The organism is Citrobacter sp. Cpo012 (genome assembly GCF_030333015.1).
Taxonomy (GTDB): Bacteria; Pseudomonadota; Gammaproteobacteria; order Enterobacterales; family Enterobacteriaceae; genus Citrobacter; species Citrobacter portucalensis.
In genome coordinates this window covers 178,989-198,505 of the sequence record NZ_JAOWGR010000041.1, presented here as the reverse complement: position 1 = coordinate 198,505, position 19,517 = coordinate 178,989, and the positions used below count along the sequence as shown (strand labels likewise).

General features: G+C 53.2%; 14 protein-coding genes and 1 pseudogene. 11 read left to right on the top strand and 4 right to left on the bottom strand.

What is annotated here, in order from left to right; all coding sequences use genetic code 11:
• Window positions 1-59 precede the first annotated feature (59 nt).
• From dppB to OGX90_RS17100, 5 genes are all read left to right on the top strand, one after another.
• Window positions 60-1,079: a dipeptide ABC transporter permease DppB gene (dppB, locus tag OGX90_RS17120; RefSeq protein ID WP_032945322.1), complete on the top strand. Its 1,020-nt coding sequence runs from the start codon at window positions 60-62 to the stop codon at window positions 1,077-1,079.
• A gap of 9 nt (window positions 1,080-1,088) precedes the next feature.
• On the top strand, window positions 1,089-1,991 hold the full coding sequence (dppC, locus tag OGX90_RS17115) for a dipeptide ABC transporter permease DppC (protein ID WP_003024315.1): 903 nt from the start codon (window positions 1,089-1,091) through the stop codon (window positions 1,989-1,991).
• Between the two features lie 10 nt (window positions 1,992-2,001).
• The gene (gene dppD, locus OGX90_RS17110; protein WP_048236981.1) at window positions 2,002-2,985 is read left to right on the top strand and encodes a dipeptide ABC transporter ATP-binding protein; all 984 of its coding nucleotides are present in this window, start codon (window positions 2,002-2,004) and stop codon (window positions 2,983-2,985) included.
• Window positions 2,982-3,986, top strand: coding sequence for a dipeptide ABC transporter ATP-binding subunit DppF (gene dppF / locus OGX90_RS17105; RefSeq protein WP_071446715.1), 1,005 nt, complete (start codon window positions 2,982-2,984; stop codon window positions 3,984-3,986). The genes dppD and dppF overlap by 4 nt, the downstream gene beginning before the upstream one ends.
• 177 nt (window positions 3,987-4,163) lie before the next feature.
• On the top strand, window positions 4,164-5,366 hold the full coding sequence (locus tag OGX90_RS17100) for a sigma-54 interaction domain-containing protein (protein WP_153752051.1): 1,203 nt from the start codon (window positions 4,164-4,166) through the stop codon (window positions 5,364-5,366).
• A gap of 35 nt (window positions 5,367-5,401) precedes the next feature.
• On the opposite strand, the gene OGX90_RS17095 is transcribed toward OGX90_RS17100, so the two are convergent.
• Complete coding sequence (locus OGX90_RS17095) at window positions 5,402-6,700, bottom strand: SLC5/6 family protein (protein ID WP_008786415.1); 1,299 nt, start codon at window positions 6,698-6,700, stop codon at window positions 5,402-5,404.
• A 117-nt stretch (window positions 6,701-6,817) separates the two neighbouring features.
• Complete coding sequence (megL, locus tag OGX90_RS17090) at window positions 6,818-8,014, bottom strand: methionine gamma-lyase (protein ID WP_008786414.1); 1,197 nt, start codon at window positions 8,012-8,014, stop codon at window positions 6,818-6,820.
• Window positions 8,015-8,439: 425 nt separating this feature from the next.
• On the opposite strand from megL, the gene OGX90_RS17085 reads away from it, so the two are divergent.
• The 4 genes and pseudogenes from OGX90_RS17085 to OGX90_RS17070 all read left to right on the top strand — a co-directional run bounded on the left by OGX90_RS17085 (window position 8,440) and on the right by OGX90_RS17070 (window position 13,940).
• Window positions 8,440-8,547 (top strand): type I toxin-antitoxin system toxin Ldr family protein, encoded by a 108-nt coding sequence (locus OGX90_RS17085; protein WP_003827426.1) that lies wholly within the window; start codon window positions 8,440-8,442, stop codon window positions 8,545-8,547.
• Between the two features lie 226 nt (window positions 8,548-8,773).
• Window positions 8,774-10,780 (top strand): biofilm formation regulator HmsP, encoded by a 2,007-nt coding sequence (gene hmsP / locus OGX90_RS17080; protein ID WP_075553079.1) that lies wholly within the window; start codon window positions 8,774-8,776, stop codon window positions 10,778-10,780.
• Between the two features lie 157 nt (window positions 10,781-10,937).
• Window positions 10,938-12,225: pseudogene (gene dctA / locus OGX90_RS17075) on the top strand (C4-dicarboxylate transporter DctC).
• Between the two features lie 221 nt (window positions 12,226-12,446).
• Window positions 12,447-13,940, top strand: a complete 1,494-nt coding sequence (locus OGX90_RS17070; RefSeq protein WP_032945317.1) for a M16 family metallopeptidase — start codon at window positions 12,447-12,449, stop codon at window positions 13,938-13,940.
• Between the two features lie 99 nt (window positions 13,941-14,039).
• Here the strand turns inward: OGX90_RS17070 and kdgK are convergent, their stop codons facing one another.
• Window positions 14,040-14,969 carry a 2-dehydro-3-deoxygluconokinase gene (kdgK, locus tag OGX90_RS17065; protein WP_008786409.1) on the bottom strand — a complete coding sequence of 310 codons (930 nt, stop codon included), beginning with the start codon at window positions 14,967-14,969 and terminating at the stop codon, window positions 14,040-14,042.
• Window positions 14,970-15,199: 230 nt separating this feature from the next.
• On the opposite strand from kdgK, the gene pdeH reads away from it, so the two are divergent.
• Both pdeH and OGX90_RS17055 read left to right on the top strand, forming a co-directional pair.
• Window positions 15,200-15,967, top strand: a complete 768-nt coding sequence (gene pdeH / locus OGX90_RS17060) for a cyclic-guanylate-specific phosphodiesterase (protein WP_008786408.1) — start codon at window positions 15,200-15,202, stop codon at window positions 15,965-15,967.
• Window positions 15,968-16,045: 78 nt separating this feature from the next.
• Window positions 16,046-18,106, top strand: a complete 2,061-nt coding sequence (locus OGX90_RS17055) for an AsmA family protein (protein ID WP_286624353.1) — start codon at window positions 16,046-16,048, stop codon at window positions 18,104-18,106.
• 83 nt (window positions 18,107-18,189) lie between these two features.
• On the opposite strand, the gene OGX90_RS17050 is transcribed toward OGX90_RS17055, so the two are convergent.
• Window positions 18,190-19,512 (bottom strand): MFS transporter, encoded by a 1,323-nt coding sequence (locus tag OGX90_RS17050; RefSeq protein ID WP_003023312.1) that lies wholly within the window; start codon window positions 19,510-19,512, stop codon window positions 18,190-18,192.
• Window positions 19,513-19,517: the final 5 nt, after the last annotated feature.

The window sequence follows — 19,517 nt, the reverse complement described above, 5'->3', positions numbered from 1 at the left end:
TTTGTGAGCAATACAGACTCACGGTTCCAGGCCGTGCGTCATTAGAGAGAATCCGGGTTATGTTGCAGTTCATTCTCCGACGTTTGGGACTCGTCATCCCCACGTTTATCGGTATCACTCTTCTCACCTTTGCCTTCGTCCATATGATCCCCGGCGATCCGGTTATGATCATGGCGGGTGAACGTGGGATCTCCCCTGAGCGTCATGCTCAACTGTTGGCTGAACTCGGTCTGGATAAGCCGATGTGGCAGCAGTACCTCCACTATATCTGGGGGGTTATGCATGGTGATTTAGGTATCTCACTGAAAAGCCGCTTACCGGTGTGGGAAGAGTTCGTACCTCGCTTCAAAGCAACGCTGGAACTCGGCGTCTGCGCGATGATTTTCGCCGTCGCAGTGGGTATCCCAGTGGGTGTACTTGCTGCCGTTAAGCGCGGCTCCATTTTCGATCACACGGCAGTTGGCCTGGCGCTGACCGGTTACTCTATGCCGATTTTCTGGTGGGGCATGATGCTGATCATGCTGGTTTCCGTGCAGTTGAACCTGACGCCAGTTTCTGGGCGGGTGAGCGACATGGTGTTCCTTGATGATTCCAATCCGCTAACCGGCTTTATGCTGATCGACACCGCCATCTGGGGTGAAGAGGGCAACTTTATTGATGCGTTGGCGCATATGATCTTGCCTGCGATGGTGCTGGGTACCATTCCCCTGGCGGTCATTGTGCGTATGACCCGTTCATCGATGCTGGAAGTGCTGGGTGAAGATTACATCCGTACCGCGCGCGCCAAAGGCCTGACCCGTATGCGCGTCATCATTATTCACGCTCTGCGTAACGCGATGCTGCCCGTGGTGACCGTTATCGGCCTGCAGGTTGGTACGCTGCTGGCCGGGGCGATTCTGACCGAGACCATCTTCTCGTGGCCGGGACTGGGGCGCTGGCTGATCGATGCGCTGCAACGCCGCGATTATCCGGTGGTGCAGGGCGGGGTACTGCTGGTCGCGACGATGATTATCCTCGTCAACCTGCTGGTAGACCTGCTGTACGGCGTGGTGAACCCGCGTATTCGGCATAAGAAGTAAGGGGCCATCATGTCACAGGTTACTGAAAATAAAGTTATTGCTGCACCGGTGCCGATGACTCCGCTGCAGGAGTTCTGGCACTATTTTAAACGCAACAAAGGTGCGGTTGTTGGGCTGGTGTACGTTGTGGTGATGATCCTGATTGCGGTCTTTGCCAACGTCCTCGCACCCTACAACCCGGCAGACCAGTTCCGCGATACGCTGCTGGCTCCTCCCGCGTGGCAGGAAGGCGGAACCATGGCCCATCTGTTTGGTACTGATGATGTGGGCCGCGACGTGTTGTCCCGCCTGATGTACGGTGCGCGTCTGTCGCTGTTGGTCGGCTGTCTGGTGGTAGTACTCTCCCTGCTGATGGGCGTGGTTCTTGGGCTGATCGCCGGTTACTTTGGCGGGATTGTCGATAACGTCATCATGCGTGTGGTCGATATCATGCTGGCATTGCCGAGCCTGTTGCTGGCACTGGTGCTGGTGGCTGTATTTGGCCCCTCGATTGGCAACGCCGCGCTGGCGCTGACGTTCGTGGCATTGCCGCACTATGTGCGTCTGACGCGCGCCGCCGTGCTGGTGGAGGTTAACCGCGACTACGTCACTGCATCTCGCGTGGCGGGAGCCGGCGCGATGCGCCAGATGTTCGTCAACATTCTTCCTAACTGTCTTGCGCCGCTGATTGTTCAGGCGTCGCTTGGCTTCTCTAACGCCATTCTCGATATGGCTGCCCTCGGCTTCCTGGGGATGGGCGCACAGCCGCCTACGCCGGAATGGGGCACCATGCTCTCTGACGTTCTGCAGTTTGCCCAAAGCGCCTGGTGGGTTGTGACCTTCCCGGGGCTGGCGATCCTGTTGACGGTGCTGGCATTTAACCTGATGGGTGACGGTCTGCGTGACGCGCTCGATCCCAAACTGAAGCAGTAAGAGGTTCGAGATGGCGTTATTAAATGTAGATAAATTATCGGTGCATTTCGGCGACGTAGGTTCCGAATTCCGCGCCGTAGACCGCATTAGCTACAGTGTGAATCAGGGTGAAGTGGTTGGCATTGTAGGAGAGTCCGGCTCTGGTAAGTCCGTCAGTTCGCTGGCGATTATGGGACTGATTGACTACCCAGGCCGCGTTATGGCCGAAAATCTGGAGTTTAATGGTCGCGACCTGAAGCGCATCTCTGAGAAAGAGCGTCGCCAGTTAGTGGGTGCGGAAGTGGCGATGATCTTCCAGGACCCGATGACCAGCCTTAACCCCTGCTACACCGTCGGCTACCAGATTATGGAAGCCATTAAAGTGCACCAGGGCGGCAACAAAAAAACGCGTGTTCAGCGGGCAATAGACCTGCTGACGCTGGTGGGGATCCCCGATCCGGCCTCGCGTCTGGATGTATATCCGCACCAGTTGTCCGGTGGGATGAGTCAGCGCGTGATGATCGCGATGGCGATAGCCTGTCGTCCGAAACTGCTGATTGCCGACGAACCGACAACGGCGCTGGATGTGACTATTCAGGCGCAGATCATCGAGCTACTGCTGGAATTGCAGCAAAAAGAGAACATGGCGCTGGTCTTAATCACGCACGATCTGGCGCTGGTGGCTGAAGCGGCACACAAAATCATCGTGATGTACGCCGGCCAGGTGGTAGAAACCGGAGCCGCGCAGGATATTTTCCGCGCGCCGCGTCATCCTTACACCCAGGCGCTGCTGCGTGCGCTGCCTGAGTTTGCTCAGGATAAAGCACGTCTGGCCTCGCTGCCGGGCGTGGTTCCCGGGAAATATGACCGCCCGAGCGGCTGTTTGCTGAACCCACGCTGCCCCTATGCGACCGACAAATGCCGCGCTGAAGAACCTGAACTGAACCTGCTGGAAGGCGGTCGTCAGTCGAAATGCCACTACCCACTTGATGATGCCGGGAGGCCTGGGCTATGAGTACGCAAAAGGCCGCTTTGTCACAGCCGCTGTTGCAGGCTATTGATCTGAAAAAACACTACCCGGTGAAAAAGGGCATGTTCGCCCCGGAGCGCCTGGTGAAAGCGCTGGACGGCGTCTCCTTTACCTTAGAGCGTGGTAAAACGCTGGCGGTAGTAGGCGAGTCGGGCTGTGGGAAATCCACCCTTGGCCGCCTGCTGACGATGATTGAAGTCCCGACCGGCGGTGAGCTGTATTACCAGGGACAGGATCTGCTTAAGCACGACCCGCAGGCGCAAAAGCTGCGTCGGCAGAAAATCCAGATTGTATTCCAGAACCCGTACGGTTCCCTGAACCCGCGTAAGAAAGTGGGGCAGATTCTGGAAGAGCCGCTGCTGATCAACTCCACGCTCAGCAAAGAGGAGCGTCGTGAAAAAGCGCTGGCGATGATGGCGAAAGTGGGGCTGAAAACCGAACACTACGACCGCTATCCGCATATGTTCTCCGGCGGTCAGCGTCAGCGTATTGCCATCGCTCGCGGTCTGATGCTTGACCCGGACGTGGTGATTGCCGATGAACCGGTCTCAGCGCTGGACGTTTCGGTGCGTGCGCAGGTGCTGAACCTGATGATGGATTTGCAGCAGGAACTGGGGCTGTCATACGTCTTTATCTCGCACGACCTGTCGGTGGTTGAGCACATTGCCGATGAAGTGATGGTGATGTATTTAGGCCGCTGCGTGGAGAAAGGGACGAAGGACCAAATCTTCAATAATCCGCGTCATCCGTACACGCAAGCGCTGCTCTCCGCAACGCCGCGTCTGAACCCGGACGATCGCCGTGAGCGTATCAAGCTGACCGGTGAACTGCCAAGCCCGCTGAATCCGCCGCCGGGCTGCGCGTTTAACGCCCGCTGCCGTCGTCGCTTTGGTCCGTGTACCCAGCTTCAGCCGCAGTTGAAAGATTACGGCGGTCAACTGGTGGCTTGTTTTGCCGTTGACCAGGATGAAAACCCACAGCAATAAACCTGGGTTATGACCCGATAACCGGAGCCTTGTGCTCCGGTTTTTTTTATATTTTCTCTTTACGTCCACAATGTGAGTCCTTTGGCAGAACATTATTCCACAGCGTCTAGAATGTAGTCAGATTCCCTCTAGTCACAAAAATATCTATTTCGCAGTTGCTAACTACCAGGAGCAAATGTGGTCACGATACGCTGGGATATTAAAACAATTGATCGTCTGTCGATGGTTGAGGATGTCCTGAAGGAATTTTCCTGCTGTGATATCAATATCATCTCCATGAAAGTCACGCCTGGGCGGATCCTGATTAAATCCTGGTGCCGCCAGCTACAGGATATTTCCTGTGTGCAATCCTGTTTAAGCCAGCGCGCCGATATTATTCATGTCGCTTACCTCTGTGAGGAGATAAGCGAACTGTCAACGCCGGAGCCGGAACGCCCGCGCTATTTCTCTGACATTATTTGCAGCAGCCAGAGCATGCACGCGCTTATCGAAAAGGCGATAAAAATTGCCGACAGCAAATATACCGTTCTGATCCGTGGCGATACGGGGACCGGTAAAGAGCTGCTGGCCCGGGCTATCCATAATTCCGGGCAGCGACGTTTTTATCCGTTTATTCCGGTCAACTGCTCTGCGCTACCTGAGTCGCTAATGGAGAGTGAATTCTTTGGCTATGAGAAAGGGGCTTTCAGCGGCGCGGATTGTAAAGGCAAAAAAGGGCTGTTTGAAATGGCCGATAAAGGCACCCTTTTTCTCGATGAGTTTGGCGAAATGTCGCTGAGCTTACAGGCTAAACTCCTGCGCGTGCTTCAGGATGGCGGGATTCGGCGCGTTGGCGGAGCGCATATTATTCCGGTCAATGTGCGCATTATTGTGGCAACCAATGCCAATCTGGAAGAGATGGTAGAACAACGTCTGCTGCGCGCCGATCTCTATTACCGCATCAACGTGCTTTCACTGACCATTCCACCTTTGCGCGAGCGTCCACAGGATATCAGCCTGCTGATTCGCCACTTTGTGCAGAAATACGCAAAGGAATTCCAGCGGCGGATCATTCTGGATAAAGCCTGTTTTGATGCCCTGCACCATCACACCTGGCCGGGAAACGTGCGCGAACTGGAAAATACCATTATTCGCCTGATGCTGATGGCTGAATCCGATGTTATTACGCGGGAAGAATTAGGGATGGTGAATTTGCCTGCCGTTGAGCGGGGCCCGACAGAACGTCCTTTTAAAGAGCAGGTTCTGTGTGCTGAACGCCAGCTCATTGAACAGATGGTGGAAGATAATGTGTCGTCACGGCATATCGCCAAAGCGCTGGGCGTGTCGCACACCACGGTGCTGAATAAAATTCGCGGTTATCAGCTGGAGAGTGTGGGTTAAGCGCCGCCAGCGTCTGACGGCGCGATATACATGGGTTATTCAATCAGCTTCAATAAGGGCGACAGGCACAGCAGAATTCCGTACAGCAGGATCAACCAGGTTTTCAGTCCGCGCAGTTTTTCCAGTTGCGTTACTTTATAGATCAGGAAGAACGGAATAATACACGACACAATCCCGTAAAGCGGACTACCTAGCTGGAAGAACACCAGTACCGATACGCGAAATGACACCCAAATGACCAGGGTGATAACAATAAAGGTGCAAATACCCAGCGTAAGCACCAACGGATTAATTTTCTCAATGTCAATGACGCGGCTCAGAACGTTGAGAATAATACCTTTGATCGCTTCGTGGAATCCCAGATAAATACCAAAGAACGCGGTTAATACGGCGAAGATATTTAATACCGTTGAGGTGATATGAATAATCTGCCCAGGAATGACCTGAGCCGCCAGCGCCAGTGCTGAAATATTTTGTTCGAAAGCCGAAACGGCCTCTTCATGGCTAATGGAAAAGGTAAAAGAGAAGGAGAAAAACAGAATGACAGCAATCAGAGTAATGTAACTGATGCGATGCGTACGGATTGCCATACGCGTAGCCAGCACCCGGTCCGCCACCCGTTTGCGGTAGGCGATGTTCATTGGGTTCAACACCTGAATAAACACCGCTGAGAAGAAGCAGAACGGGATAGTTAGCAGTACATCACGAAAGAAGACCGATGCTTCAGGGAAGGCGCTGATATTAGCGAAGTTCCAGTGCGGAACCATCGCAAAACCAAATACGATGATGATACCCACTTTGACCACCACCATCGGGCCGGAGATTTTGAACAGCAGTTTTTCTCCCCCGGAAGCAATGGCGACCAGCACGGCAAAAATGGCCACTTTATAGATTATCGATTGTGAAAGATCGGCCTCGGTCAAGCCGAAGGTTTTAATATATGAGGCGCTGTCAAAAACCACGGATAAGGAATAAATAAATATGCCGTGAATAATCATCAGAAAATAGATGACGCCAAGAAATACGCCCCAGTTTTTTCCCAGGTAATGACTTATAATATCAGTGTAGTCATTGCAGGTTTCGCTTTCTGATAATGTTTTTAAATAAATATCCTGCACAATATAAGTTGCCGGATAAGCAATAATAAAGGCAACGATAAATACCCAAATGCCTGTTAAGCCAATTTGTACCGGCATCAGTACCGTTCCGGCACCAATGGCCATGCCGATGCACAGTAATACCCAGCCAAAATCGTATTTCGTAAACGGTATTTTTTTTGAGAATGGTACGGCGGTTGCTGTATTGTTGCTTAATTGTAATGTGTTGTCCTGCATAGAACCCCCTGCCCAAAATACACGTTCTCCCCGAAAGAGGATCGCGTGTATTGCCAGACTGTTGTGCCTTGATTCTCAACAACCTGAACCGAACGGCGTCGGTTCAGGCCATATTGGTCAGAATGTTGCCTTTCTGATGGCGTGTTCAAGGTCGTTAATAATATCTTCTGGATCTTCAAGACCCACAGAAAGACGGATAAGCCCGTCGGTAATACCTGCTTTGAGCCGTTCCTCAGGTGCAACGGGCGAATGTGTCATAGACGCTGGGTGCTGAATGAGGGTTTCGGTATCACCGAGACTGACCGCGAGGAGGCACAATTCTACAGAATTGATCATCCGCCTACCAGCCTCGAGGCCGCCGGCGATTTCGAAGCTGATAATTCCACCTGGCAGGCTCATTTGCCGCTGGCCCAGCTCATACTGCGGATGCGAAGTCAGGCCAGGATAATACACCCGAGTAATAGATGGATGCCCTTCGAGGAAGCGGGCGATTTTCAGCGCATTTTCACAGTGGCGTTCCATACGAATGCCCAGCGTTTTAACGCCGCGCAGTGTTAACCACGCATTGAAAGGACTCATGCAGCCGCCGGTGATATCTTTCAGGCCTACAAACCGCGCCTGGTCGATAAACTCCTGCTTACCAACAATGATGCCGCCAATCACATCCCCGTGACCGTTGATATATTTGGTGACGCTGTGAACCACAATATCCGCGCCCAGTTGCAAAGGCTGCTGACAGTACGGCGACATAAAGGTGTTATCCACCACCAGCAATGCGCCCTGTTGATGGGCGATACCGGCAACCGTCTCAATGTCGACCAGCGACAGCGTTGGGTTGGCGGGCGTTTCGATATACACAACTTTGGTTTCTGGTCGCATGGCGGCGCGGATTTCTTCAGGCTTTGCCGCGTCGACAAAGCTGACGTTAATCCCAAACTTCGGCATGCTGTGCGACAAAAACGCATGGGTGCAGCCGTAAATCGCGCTGGCGGAAACGATATGGTCACCCTGCTGGCAAAGCGTCAACAGCGTTGTGGTGATAGCAGAAATACCGGACGCGGTTGCCAACCCGGCTTCACCTCTTTCCAGTACAGCCAGCTTTTTCTCCAGCGCATCTGTGGTGGGGTTACCCAAGCGGGTGTAAATGTACCCGGACTCTTCGAGCGCAAAGCGGGCGGCACCTTGTTCGGCGCTGTCAAAAACAAACGTTGAGGTCTGGAAAATAGGCGTACTAAGCGCGCCAGTTGAAGGGTCGGGTTGTTGCCCCGCGTGAACGATCTGGGTGTTGAATCCGTAAGTACGACAGTCAGACATGATATCTCCTTTAATTCGGAACAGAACAGCTCACAGTCAAATAGCAATCGCTGTGCCAGAAAATGAACTGATAGATATCAATGTGTTATGTTTTTGTCTGAACTAATGGTCGGCAGGAATGTTGCCAACTGGAAAGAATCTTTCCAGCGTGCTGGTAAGAAAATGGGTGAATTGCGAGGTGCTACGCAGAGCGCAATATTGCGCAGTGATATGGCAAGTGGGCTGCCGTAGAATCAGCGGCAAGCCGGGAATTCCCGGTGAGGCGCAATGTTGCGGGGGCTTGATCCCCGGCGGCATCGGTTGCTGGAAAGAGAAAACCCCCGCACGTTGTTCGGTATAAACCTGGCAACAAAACGGGGGCTGACTTGAACCTGAACAACTCAAGGATAGCCGTGAACAGTTGCCATTGCAACACAGGCGGCTATATGACGCTCGCACAGTTAGGCGTGGCCTTCTGGCACGATTTAGCGGCTCCAATCATCGCTGGCACCATTGCCAGCCTGATTGTGAGCTGGCTGCGTAACAGAAAGTAATGCGCTTTGTAGGCGTCTGCCTGCCGTGATGGCAACATGCGCCCGAACCAGGCCGCAGGGGGCGACCTTGCGGCCTTTTTCGGCTTAAATGCAGATAAATCTCGTCGCCAGGTGCCTATCCTGTCGCGATAATGCACGCTGGGAAGTTTTCAGATACCGCCTCTCTTAATACCGCTACGATCGGGTATACTCTGACGGCAGTTTCGTCTATCCGTGGAGAGTCAGTTTGCGTGTCAGTCGCTCGTTAACAATTAAGCAGATGGCAATGGTTGCGGCCGTTGTTATGGTGTTCGTTTTTATTTTTTGCACCGTTTTGTTGTTCCATCTGGTCCAGCAAAACCGCTATAACACGGCTACGCAACTGGAAAGTATCGCTCGCTCCGTCCGTGAGCCTCTGTCGGACACTATCCTGAAAGGGGATATTCCCGAAGCGGAAGCCATTTTAAAAAGTATTCGGCCAGCGGGTGTAGTCAGTCGCGCCGATGTGGTGCTGCCCAATCAGTTTCAGGCGTTGCGGATGAGCTTTATCCCTGAACGCCCCGTTCCTGTTACGGTGACTCGCCTGTTTGAGCTTCCGGTACAAATTTCGCTGCCGATCTATTCTCTTGAGCGTTCAGCTAACCCGCAACCGCTGGCGTATCTGGTACTGCAGGCGGATTCGTACCGCATGTACAAATTCGTGATGAGTACGCTCTCGACGTTAGTGACCATTTACTTACTTTTGTCGTTAATACTGACCGTCGCCATCTCCTGGTGCATTAACCGCTTGATTGTGCACCCCTTACGTAAAATTGCCCGTGAGCTGAACGACATCCAACAGCAGGATCTGATTGGCTATCAACTGGCATTGCCGCGTCTACATCAGGATGATGAGATTGGTATGCTGGTGCGTAGCTACAATCTTAATCAGCAGTTGATTCAGCGACATAGCGAAGAGCAAAGCGACTTTGCAATGCGTTTCCCGGTTTCCGAACTGCCCAATAAGTCGTTTTTAATGGGGCTGCTGGAGCAGGTTGTTACCCGCCAGCAGACGACGGCGCTGATGATTGTCACCTGCGAAACCTTACGTGATACCGCGGGTGTGTTAACTGAAACTCAGCGGGAAATCCTGCTGCTTACGCTGGTCGAAAAACTCAAGTCGGTATTAGCCCCCAGGATGGTGCTTTCCCAGGTGAGTGGCTATGACTTCGCCATCATCGCCCATGGTGTAAAAGAACCCTGGCACGCTATTACTTTAGGTCAGCAAGTACTCACTATCGTTAACGAGCGATTACCTATTCAGGGTATTCAACTGCGTCCTACCTGCAACATTGGGGTAGCAATGTTCTATGGTGATTTGACCGCAGAACAGCTTTACCGCCGCGCCCTGTCGGCCGTGTTAACCTCGCGCCATAAGGGTAAAAATCAAATTCAGTTCTTTGATCCGTTACAGATGGAAGAGGCGCAGCAGCGTTTGACGGAAGAGAACGATATTCTTACCGCGCTGGATAATCGTCAGTTCGCGCTTTGGATGCAGCCGCAGGTGGAAATGTCCAGCGGTAAGGTATTGAGCGCAGAAGCATTATTGCGGATGCAGCAGCCGGACGGAAGCTGGGAGTTGCCCGAAGGGTTAATCGACAGGATTGAGTCCTGTGGTCTGATGGTGACGGTTGGTTACTGGGTGCTGGAAGAGACGTGCCGCCAGCTGTCAGCGTGGCAGGAACGGGGTCTGATGCTGCCGCTGTCGGTGAATTTGTCCGCACTACAGCTGATGCACCCGAGTATGGTCTCGGACCTGCTGGAGTTGTTAAACCGCTATCGCATCAAGCCTGGTACGTTGATTCTGGAAGTGACTGAAAGCCGACATATCGATGATCCCCACGCCGCGGTGGCCATTTTGCGCCCATTGCGTAATGCGGGAGTACGTATCGCACTGGATGACTTTGGCATGGGGTATGCGGGCCTGCGACAGCTGCAGCACATGAAGTCGCTACCGGTGGATGTCCTCAAAATCGATAAGATGTTTGTCGACGGAGTACCTGAGGATTGCAGCATGATCTCCGCCATCATTCAGTTGGCTCACAGCCTTAATTTGCAGATGATCGCCGAAGGTGTCGAAACCGAAGCGCAGCGTGAATGGCTATCACAAGCCGGGGTGGAAGTGGCACAAGGGTTCCTGTTTGCCCGACCGGTTCCGGCAAATATCTTCGAAGAACGTTATCTGGCGCCGGAAAGCGCTGATTACAAAAGTTAAAAAAGGTCTCGCTTGTGCGAGCCAGCTCAAAATTTTTAACATTTTTGTATCAATTATGATCCAGGTACATTTCTGTCAAGTTGTGTGGGTGTTACTTTAAGGCCGCAGGTTAAACAAAACCTTACAAGACCTGTGGTTTTTACTTTAAGGACACCCTATGAAAACCTCTATATTCAAAAGCCTTTACTTTCAGGTCCTGACAGCGATTGCCATTGGTATTCTCCTTGGCCATTACTACCCTGAATTAGGCGCCCAAATGAAACCGCTTGGTGATGCCTTCGTTAAGCTCATCAAGATGGTCATCGCACCTGTCATCTTCTGTACTGTCGTTACCGGCATTGCAGGCATGGAAAGTATGAAAGCCGTAGGCCGCACCGGTGCGGTTGCACTGCTTTATTTTGAAGTGGTCAGTACGATTGCGCTGATCATCGGTCTTATCATTGTTAACGTGGTGCAACCCGGTGCCGGGATGAACGTCGATCCGGCGACGCTGGATGCCAAAGCGGTTGCGATTTACGCCGAACAGGCAAAAGACCAGGGGATCGTAGGTTTCCTGATGGATATTATCCCGGCGAGCGTCATTGGCGCGTTTGCCAGCGGTAACATCCTGCAGGTATTGCTGTTTGCAGTAATGTTTGGTTTTGCGCTGCATCGTCTGGGCAGCAAGGGCCAGATGATTTTCAACGTGATTGAAAGTTTCTCGCAGGTTATTTTCGGCATCATCAATATGATCATGCGCCTGGCGCCGATCGGTGCTTTCGGTGCCATGGCCTTTACCATCGGTAAATATGGCGTCGGGACGCTGGTCCAACTGGGTCAGTTGATCATCTGCTTCTACATCACCTGTATTTTGTTCGTGGTGCTGGTGCTGGGCTCAATTGCGCGCGCAACCGGCTTCAGTATCTTTAAATTCATCCGCTATATCCGTGAAGAACTGCTGATCGTTCTGGGGACTTCCTCTTCCGAGTCCGCGCTACCGCGCATGCTCGATAAGATGGAAAAACTGGGCTGTCGGAAGTCGGTTGTCGGATTGGTTATACCCACGGGCTACTCGTTTAACCTTGATGGGACATCAATCTATCTGACTATGGCGGCGGTGTTTATCGCTCAGGCGACCAACAGCCACATGGATATCTTCCATCAGATAACCCTGTTGGTGGTGGCTCCTGCTCTCCTCAAAAGGTGCAGCGGGTGTAACCGGGAGTGGCTTCATTGTTCTGGCCGCGACTATCTCTGCGGTGGGTCATTTACCGGTTGCTGGCCTGGCACTGATTCTTGGTATTGACCGCTTCATGTCTGAAGCCCGTGCGCTGACCAACCTGATTGGTAACGGTGTTGCAACTGTCGTTGTGGCTAAATGGGTGAAAGAATTGGATACCAAAAAGCTGGATGACACGCTGAATAATCGTGCGCCGGATGGCAAAACGCACGATTTATCCTCTTAATCTCGTCACTTATGCCCGTAGTCCCTTCCAGGACTGCGGGCGTTTGCGCATAATTACCCCCTGTGCCTGAAACCGTCGATTCGGCGGCTCGGGATTTTTTCACTTCTTCCGTGACATTTTTATGTTCTCGCGGTCTAACACGAAGTGTTTTTAACGTCATATTCAGAGAGTCCTTTTGAGGGCTGTCTTTTTATTTCCAGGATAGTTGATCAGGGGTTCACATGCAGGGCACAAAAATTCGACTTTTAGCGGGCGGCTTGCTGATGATGGCCACTGCCGGCTATGTGCAGGCAGATGCGCTCCAGCCTGATCCAGCGTGGCAACAGGGCACGCTGGCAAATGGTTTACAGTGGCAAGTGTTAGCCACTCCCCAGCGTCCGAGCGACCGTATTGAGGTTCGCCTGCTGGTCAATACCGGTTCACTCACCGAAAGTGCGCAACAGAGTGGTTTCAGCCATGCGATCCCGCGTATCGCGCTGACGCAAAGCGGTGGCCTCGATGCCACGCAAGCCCGTTCACTGTGGCAGCAGGGGTTCGATCCCAAACGTCCCATGCCGCCGGTTATCGTTTCCTATGATTCAACGCTGTATAACCTCAGTCTGCCTAACAGCCGTAACGACCTACTGAAAGAGTCACTTTCTTATCTGGCAAATATCTCCGGTAAACTGAGCATCACCTCTGAAACGGTCAATCATGCGCTGAATAGCGAAGACATGGTTGCAACCTGGCCGTCAGATACCAAAGAAGGGTGGTGGCGTTACCGTCTGAAGGGATCGACCCTGTTGGGGCACGATCCCGCCGATCCGCTGAAAACGCCGGTAGACGCGTCGAAAATTCAGTCTTTCTACCAGAAATGGTATACCCCGGACGCGATGACGCTGATCATCGTCGGTAACGTTGATGCACGCAGCGTAGCTGAGCAAATCAATAAAACCTTTGGCGAGTTAAAAGGAAAACGCGAAACGCCTGCACCGGTTCCCACGCTCTCTCCTCTGCGAGCTGAAGCCGTGAGTATTATGACCGATGCGGTACGCCAGGATCGCCTGTCTATTATGTGGGATACGCCGTGGCAGCCGATCCGTGAATCTGCCGCGCTGTTACGTTACTGGCGCGCTGATTTAGCTCGTGAGGCGCTGTTCTGGCACATTCAGCAAGAGCTAACCAAAAACAATGCCAAAGACATTGGCCTCGGATTTGACTGCCGGGTGCTGTTCCTGCGCGCGCAGTGCGCGATTAACGTTGAGTCGCCGAACGATAAGCTGAACGCCAATCTGGGTACGGTTGCGCGTGAGCTGGCGAAAGTGCGTGATAAGGGACTGCCGGAAGAAGAGTTCAATGCGTTGGTAGCGCAAAAGAATCTTGAACTGCAGAAGCTGTTTGCCACCTATGGTCGTACCGATACCGATATTTTGATCAGCCAGCGTTTGCGCTCGCTGCAAAATCAGGTGGTGGATATTGCGCCTGAACAGTACCAGCGTTTACGCCAGAGCTTCCTCAACAGCCTGAGCGTTGAGATGCTGAATCAGGACCTGCGTCAGCAGCTGTCGCAAGATATGGCGTTAATTCTGCTGCAGCCGAAGGGTGAACCTGAATTCAATATGAAGGATCTGCAGGCGACGTGGGATAGCATTATGGCGCCCGTTACCGCAGCGGCAACGTCTGTTGAAACGGATGAATCACACCCTGAAGTGACGGATATCCCGCCTGTACAGTAAAGGGTATCGTAACCTGTAAGCCGGGAAAGTGAAGCGCTCCCGGCTTACCCAGTGCCGGATGCGGCGTTAACGCCTTATCCGGCCTACAGGAACAATAAATTATTGCGGCATGGCGTCGCGGGGGATAATCGCCCCACGATGCTGAATGACGGTGCTTGCCGTCAGGTGGCCGCGTTTTGCGGCTTCGGCGGCATCGCCACCGGTCAGACGGACCGCCAGATACCCGGCGCTGAAGGAGTCTCCGGCCGCAGTGGTATCGATCACTTTCTCTTTCGGCAATTTAACGGCCGGAACGTCGATCAGTTCTTCGCCTGCAATGGAAACCAGGCAAGAGTCTGCGCCGCGCTTCACTACCACTTCCTGAACGCCAGCTGCGTGAGTACGGGCAATCACCTCGGCAACGGGTTTTTCACCCCACAGTGCATCTTCATCGTCCAGCGTCAGGAATGCGATATTGGTGCATTCCAACATCTGCTGATACACCTGCTGGGTTTCTTCTTTGCTGCTCCACAGACGTGGGCGGTAGTTATTGTCAAAAATGACCTTTCCGCCGTTGGCACGGCATTCACGCAGCAATGACAGCAGCTTGTCACGGCTTGCCGGGCTTAAAATCGCCAGGCTGATTCCGCTCAGATACAAGTAGTCAAATGTCGCCAGCTCTTCGCAAATCGCGGCAGACTGCTCGCTCTCCAGCCAGAATTTTGCGGCGGCTTCATTACGCCAGTAATAGAAGGTGCGCTCGCCAGTGCTGTCGGTCTCAATGTAGTAGAGACCTGGCAGGCGGTTTTCCATGCGCTGGGTTAATGAAGTGTCTACGTTTTCACCCTGCCAGGACTCCAGCATTTGTTGGCTAAAACTGTCGGTACCCAGTGCAGTCACATAGTGTACGGAAAGTGCCGCCGCATCGACCTGACGGGCGATATAAACGGATGTATTCAACGTGTCGCCACCGAATCCGCGCTGAACGTCAGCGCCTTTCTGTGACAGCTCAATCATGCATTCGCCAATCACGGCAATCTTTCTGGACATAGTCGTAACCTGCTCTGAAAAAAATTAGCGTTAGTGTGCGCTGTGGGTGTTAAGTGGTCAACTATATTAAAACATCGTTCCATTATTTTTTTGAGCCAGCACGTGTTCTGCGTTGTTTTTGCCGCTTAGTTTTTATTTTTGCGCACAGCTGAACGTAAAGTTCTTCGTCTGAGCGCCGATAACCTTTGACGAGTCCGGTCAGTCACACTCTTATTTACAGGACATCTCAGATGATAAAGCAGGTTACCCAGCAGCTCATTACGCCCGATGCGAGTATTGAAAGCTTGCTGGAAAGACGCTATTGGCTGCAGTGCGAGCGTGCTTACACCTACCAGCCAATTTACCAGACCAACGGACGGCTGATGGCCGTTGAACTGCTGACCGTCGTGAGCCATCCTGATAACCCTTCCCAACGTATTGCACCAGACCGCTATTTTGCTGAAGTGGCTGTACGGCATCGTGTTGATGTTGTGAAAGAGCAACTTCTGCAGCTTGAGCTGAAAGGGGGCTTTTTCAGAGCCAACAACCTGCTGGCTTCAGTGAATGTCGATGGACCAACACTCATTGCGATGCGTCAGGATCCCGAAATCCTGAAAATCATTGAAGGCCTGCCGTGGCTGCGTTTTGAGCTGGTGGAACATATCCGCTTGCCGAAGGGGTCGTCGTTCGCCTCAATGTGCGAGTTCGGCCCGCTCTGGCTGGATGACTTTGGTACCGGAATGGCGAACTTCTCGGCGCTTAGTGAAGTGAGTTATGACTATATCAAAGTGGCGCGGGATCTGTTCGTCATGCTGCGCAAGACGCCGGAGGGACGTAATCTCTTCACACTACTATTACAGCTCATGAACCGCTATTGCCGCGGTGTCATTGTCGAAGGTGTTGAAACGCTGGAAGAGTGGCGCGATGTGCAAAACTCACCGGCTTTCGCTGCGCAAGGCTATTTTCTCTCTCGTCCAGTGCCTCTGGATACGCTTGAAGAGGTGATCCTGTCGCTTTGATGAGGGCGTAGTGCACCTCCTTTTCATCCTGCTGGACTATCTTTAGGACAGGCAAGGAAGGAAGTAAGGAGGTTAGACATGACGAGAACAGGTAAAATAACCACTTCAGTAATAGGGGTTTTCTTGTTGTTGATCGTCGTACTCATCATTGTGATTGCGACATTTGACTGGAACCGGCTCAAACCGACCATCAACCAGAAAGTCTCTACAGAACTCAACCGGCCCTTTGCTATACGGGGTGACCTGGGCGTGGTTTGGGAACGCCAGAAGCAGGAAACTGGCTGGCGTAGCTGGGTTCCTTGGCCGCATGTTCATGCTGAAGATATTATCCTCGGCAACCCGCCGGACATTCCTGACGTCACCATGGTGCATCTGCCGCGTGTTGAAGCTACGCTCGCCCCGCTGGCACTGCTGACAAAAACCGTCTGGCTCCCGTGGGTCAAGCTGGTCAAACCCGATGCGCGGCTGATCCGCCTGTCGGAGAAAAACAATAACTGGACCTTTAACTTAGCTGGGGACGAAAACCGCGATCCTGATGCGCCGCCATCAGCATGGTCTTTCCGGCTGGATAACATTCTGTTCGACCAGGGACGTATCGCCATTAACGATAAGGTGACGAAGTCGGAGATTGAGATCCTGGTCGATCCGCTGGGTAAACCGTTACCCTTTAGCGAAGTGACCGGCGCAAAAGGTAAAGAGAGCAACGCCCGCGTCGAGGACTACGTGTTTGGGCTGAAAGCGCAAGGACGATATAACGGCGAACCGCTAAGCGGTAGCGGAAAAATAGGCGGAATGCTGGCGCTGCGTGGCGAAGATACGCCTTTCCCGATTCAGGCTGATTTCCGTTCGGGCAATACGCGCGTAGCGTTTATCGGCACGATAAACGATCCGATGAATATGGGCGGGGCGGATCTGCGGCTTAAATTCTCGGGAGATTCGCTAGGGGATTTGTACGATTTGACCGGCGTACTGCTCCCGGATACGCCGCCGTTTGAAACCGACGGACGTCTGGTGGCGAAAATTGACCCGGAAAAATCCTCTGTTTTTGATTATCGCGATTTCAATGGTCGTATTGGCGACAGCGATATTCACGGAACGCTGGCCTACACCACCGGTAAGCCGCGACCCATGCTGAAGGGTGATGTGGAATCACGCCAGTTGAGGTTGGCCGATTTGGGGCCGCTGATCGGGGTGGATTCAGGCAAAGGGGTGGAACGGGCAAAACAATCTGAACAACGCAAAGGTGAGAAGAGCGTTCAGCCTGCGGACAAGGTCTTGCCGTATGACCGTTTTGAAACCGATAAATGGAACGTGATGGACGCTGACGTGCGTTTCAAAGGACGGCGTATTGAGCATGGCAGTAGCCTGCCGATCAGCGATCTCTCCACTCATATCATCCTGAAAAATGCCGACCTGCGCCTGCAACCGCTGAAATTTGGTCTTGCGGGAGGCAGCATTGTCTCCAGCATCCATCTGGAAGGGGATAAAAAGCCGATGCGGGGACAGGCGGATATTCAGGCGCGGCGGCTGAAGCTAAAAGCGCTGATGCCCGATGTGGAACTGATGCAGAAAACGCTCGGTGAAATGAACGGGGACGCCCGGTTTAGCGGAAGTGGAAACTCGGTAGCGGCGCTGCTGGGTAACAGCAATGGCAACCTGAAACTGCTGATGAATGACGGCTTGATCAGCCGGAATCTGATGGAAATTGTGGGCTTGAATCTGGGGAACTATCTTGTCGGGCAGATATTTGGTGATGACGAAGTGCGGGTGAACTGCGCGGCGGCGAATCTGGATATTGTTAACGGCGTGGCGCGTCCGCAGATTTTTGCTTTCGACACGGAAAACGCAGTCATCAATGTCACTGGTACGGCAAGCTTTGCGTCGGAGCAACTGGATTTAACCATCGATCCGGAGAGCAAAGGGATTCGTATTATTACTCTGCGTTCGCCGCTGTATGTTCGCGGCACATTTAAGAATCCGCAGGCTGGCGTGAAGGCCGGACCGCTGATTGCGCGCGGTGCGGTTGCTGCCGCATTAGCCACGTTAGTTACTCCCGCGGCAGCCTTGTTGGCGCTGATTTCGCCGTCAGAGGGTGACGCGAATCAGTGCCGGACGATCCTGTCGCAGATGAAGAAGTGATGTCTGGCCGGATGTTTATCCGGCCTGGATTTCATGCTCAACCCAGGCCGGAAAAGGTGGTTACACCGCATCCGGCAAAAGAATTACAACGACTGATGGCGGGTTTCGTGGGTCAACAGCAGTGCAATCAGCGTCAATGCCGCCATCGATGCCAGATACGTACCAACAGCCGCCAGACCATAATTCGCCTGCAACCATGCAGCGATGTATGGGGCAACCGATGCGCCGAGAATCGACGAAACGTTGTATGAGAACGACGCCCCCGTGTAGCGCACTTCGGTCGGGAACAGCTCCGGCAGCAGTGCGCCCATCGGGCCAAATGTCAGACCCATCAGGCTTAAGCCCAGCAACAGGAAGGCGAACACCAGCACCGGATTGCCAGAGCCGAGCAGCGGTTTAAAGGCAAACAGCGCAAACAGAATGATCAGCGTGGTGATGATAAGCATGCTCTTGCGGCGACCAAACGCATCGGCCAGCAGGCCCGCCACCGGTACCATGACGCCAAAACCAATAACCGCCATCATCAGCATCCACAACACTTCATTACGCGGCAGGCCAAGCCCTACGGGCGCTGCGGCGGTACTGAACGTCATCGAATAGACGGTCATGATATAGAACAACGTATAGGTCGCCAGCATGATGAACGTGCCGAGGATCGTCACGCGAACATGTTTTGTCAGTAGAGTACCTAGCGGGATTTTCACCTGTTTTTTCGCCGCGGCTACTTTGGCGAAAACCGGGGATTCATGCAATGAAACGCGGACGTACAGACCGATAATCACCAGCACCGCGGAGAAGATGAACGGTACGCGCCAGCCCCAGCTCATGAACTGTTCGTCGGTCAGCAGCCAGGAGAGCAGCAGAAAGGTACCGTTGGCGAAGAAGAAACCGATAGGCGCGCCCAACTGCGGAAATGATCCGTACAGCGCGCGTTTGCGCGGTGGTGCGTTTTCCGTCGCCAGCAACGCTGCGCCGCCCCATTCACCGCCCAGACCTAAACCCTGACCAAAACGCGCCAGCGCCAGCAGCAGTGGGGCGAAAATGCCGATAGTTTCATAGCCCGGCAGCAGGCCAATGACGACTGTCGAGATCCCCATGGTAAGCAGTGAAGCAACCAGCGTGACTTTACGGCCGACGCGATCGCCGAAATGTCCGAACACCGCGGAACCGATTGGTCGGGCCACAAAGGCGATAGCAAAAGTGGCGAGGGATTGTAGCGTAGCCGCGGTCGGATCCCCCTGCGGGAAGAAGATATGGGGAAACACGATTACCGCGGCGGTGGCGTAAATATAGAAGTCGAAGAACTCAATGGCGGTGCCAATGAGCGAGGCGACGACAACTTTATTGCGCGAGTTGACCGGGGTGTGTTCCTGTTCGTTGTCGAGTGTTGTGGCTGTTGCTTGCATAATAT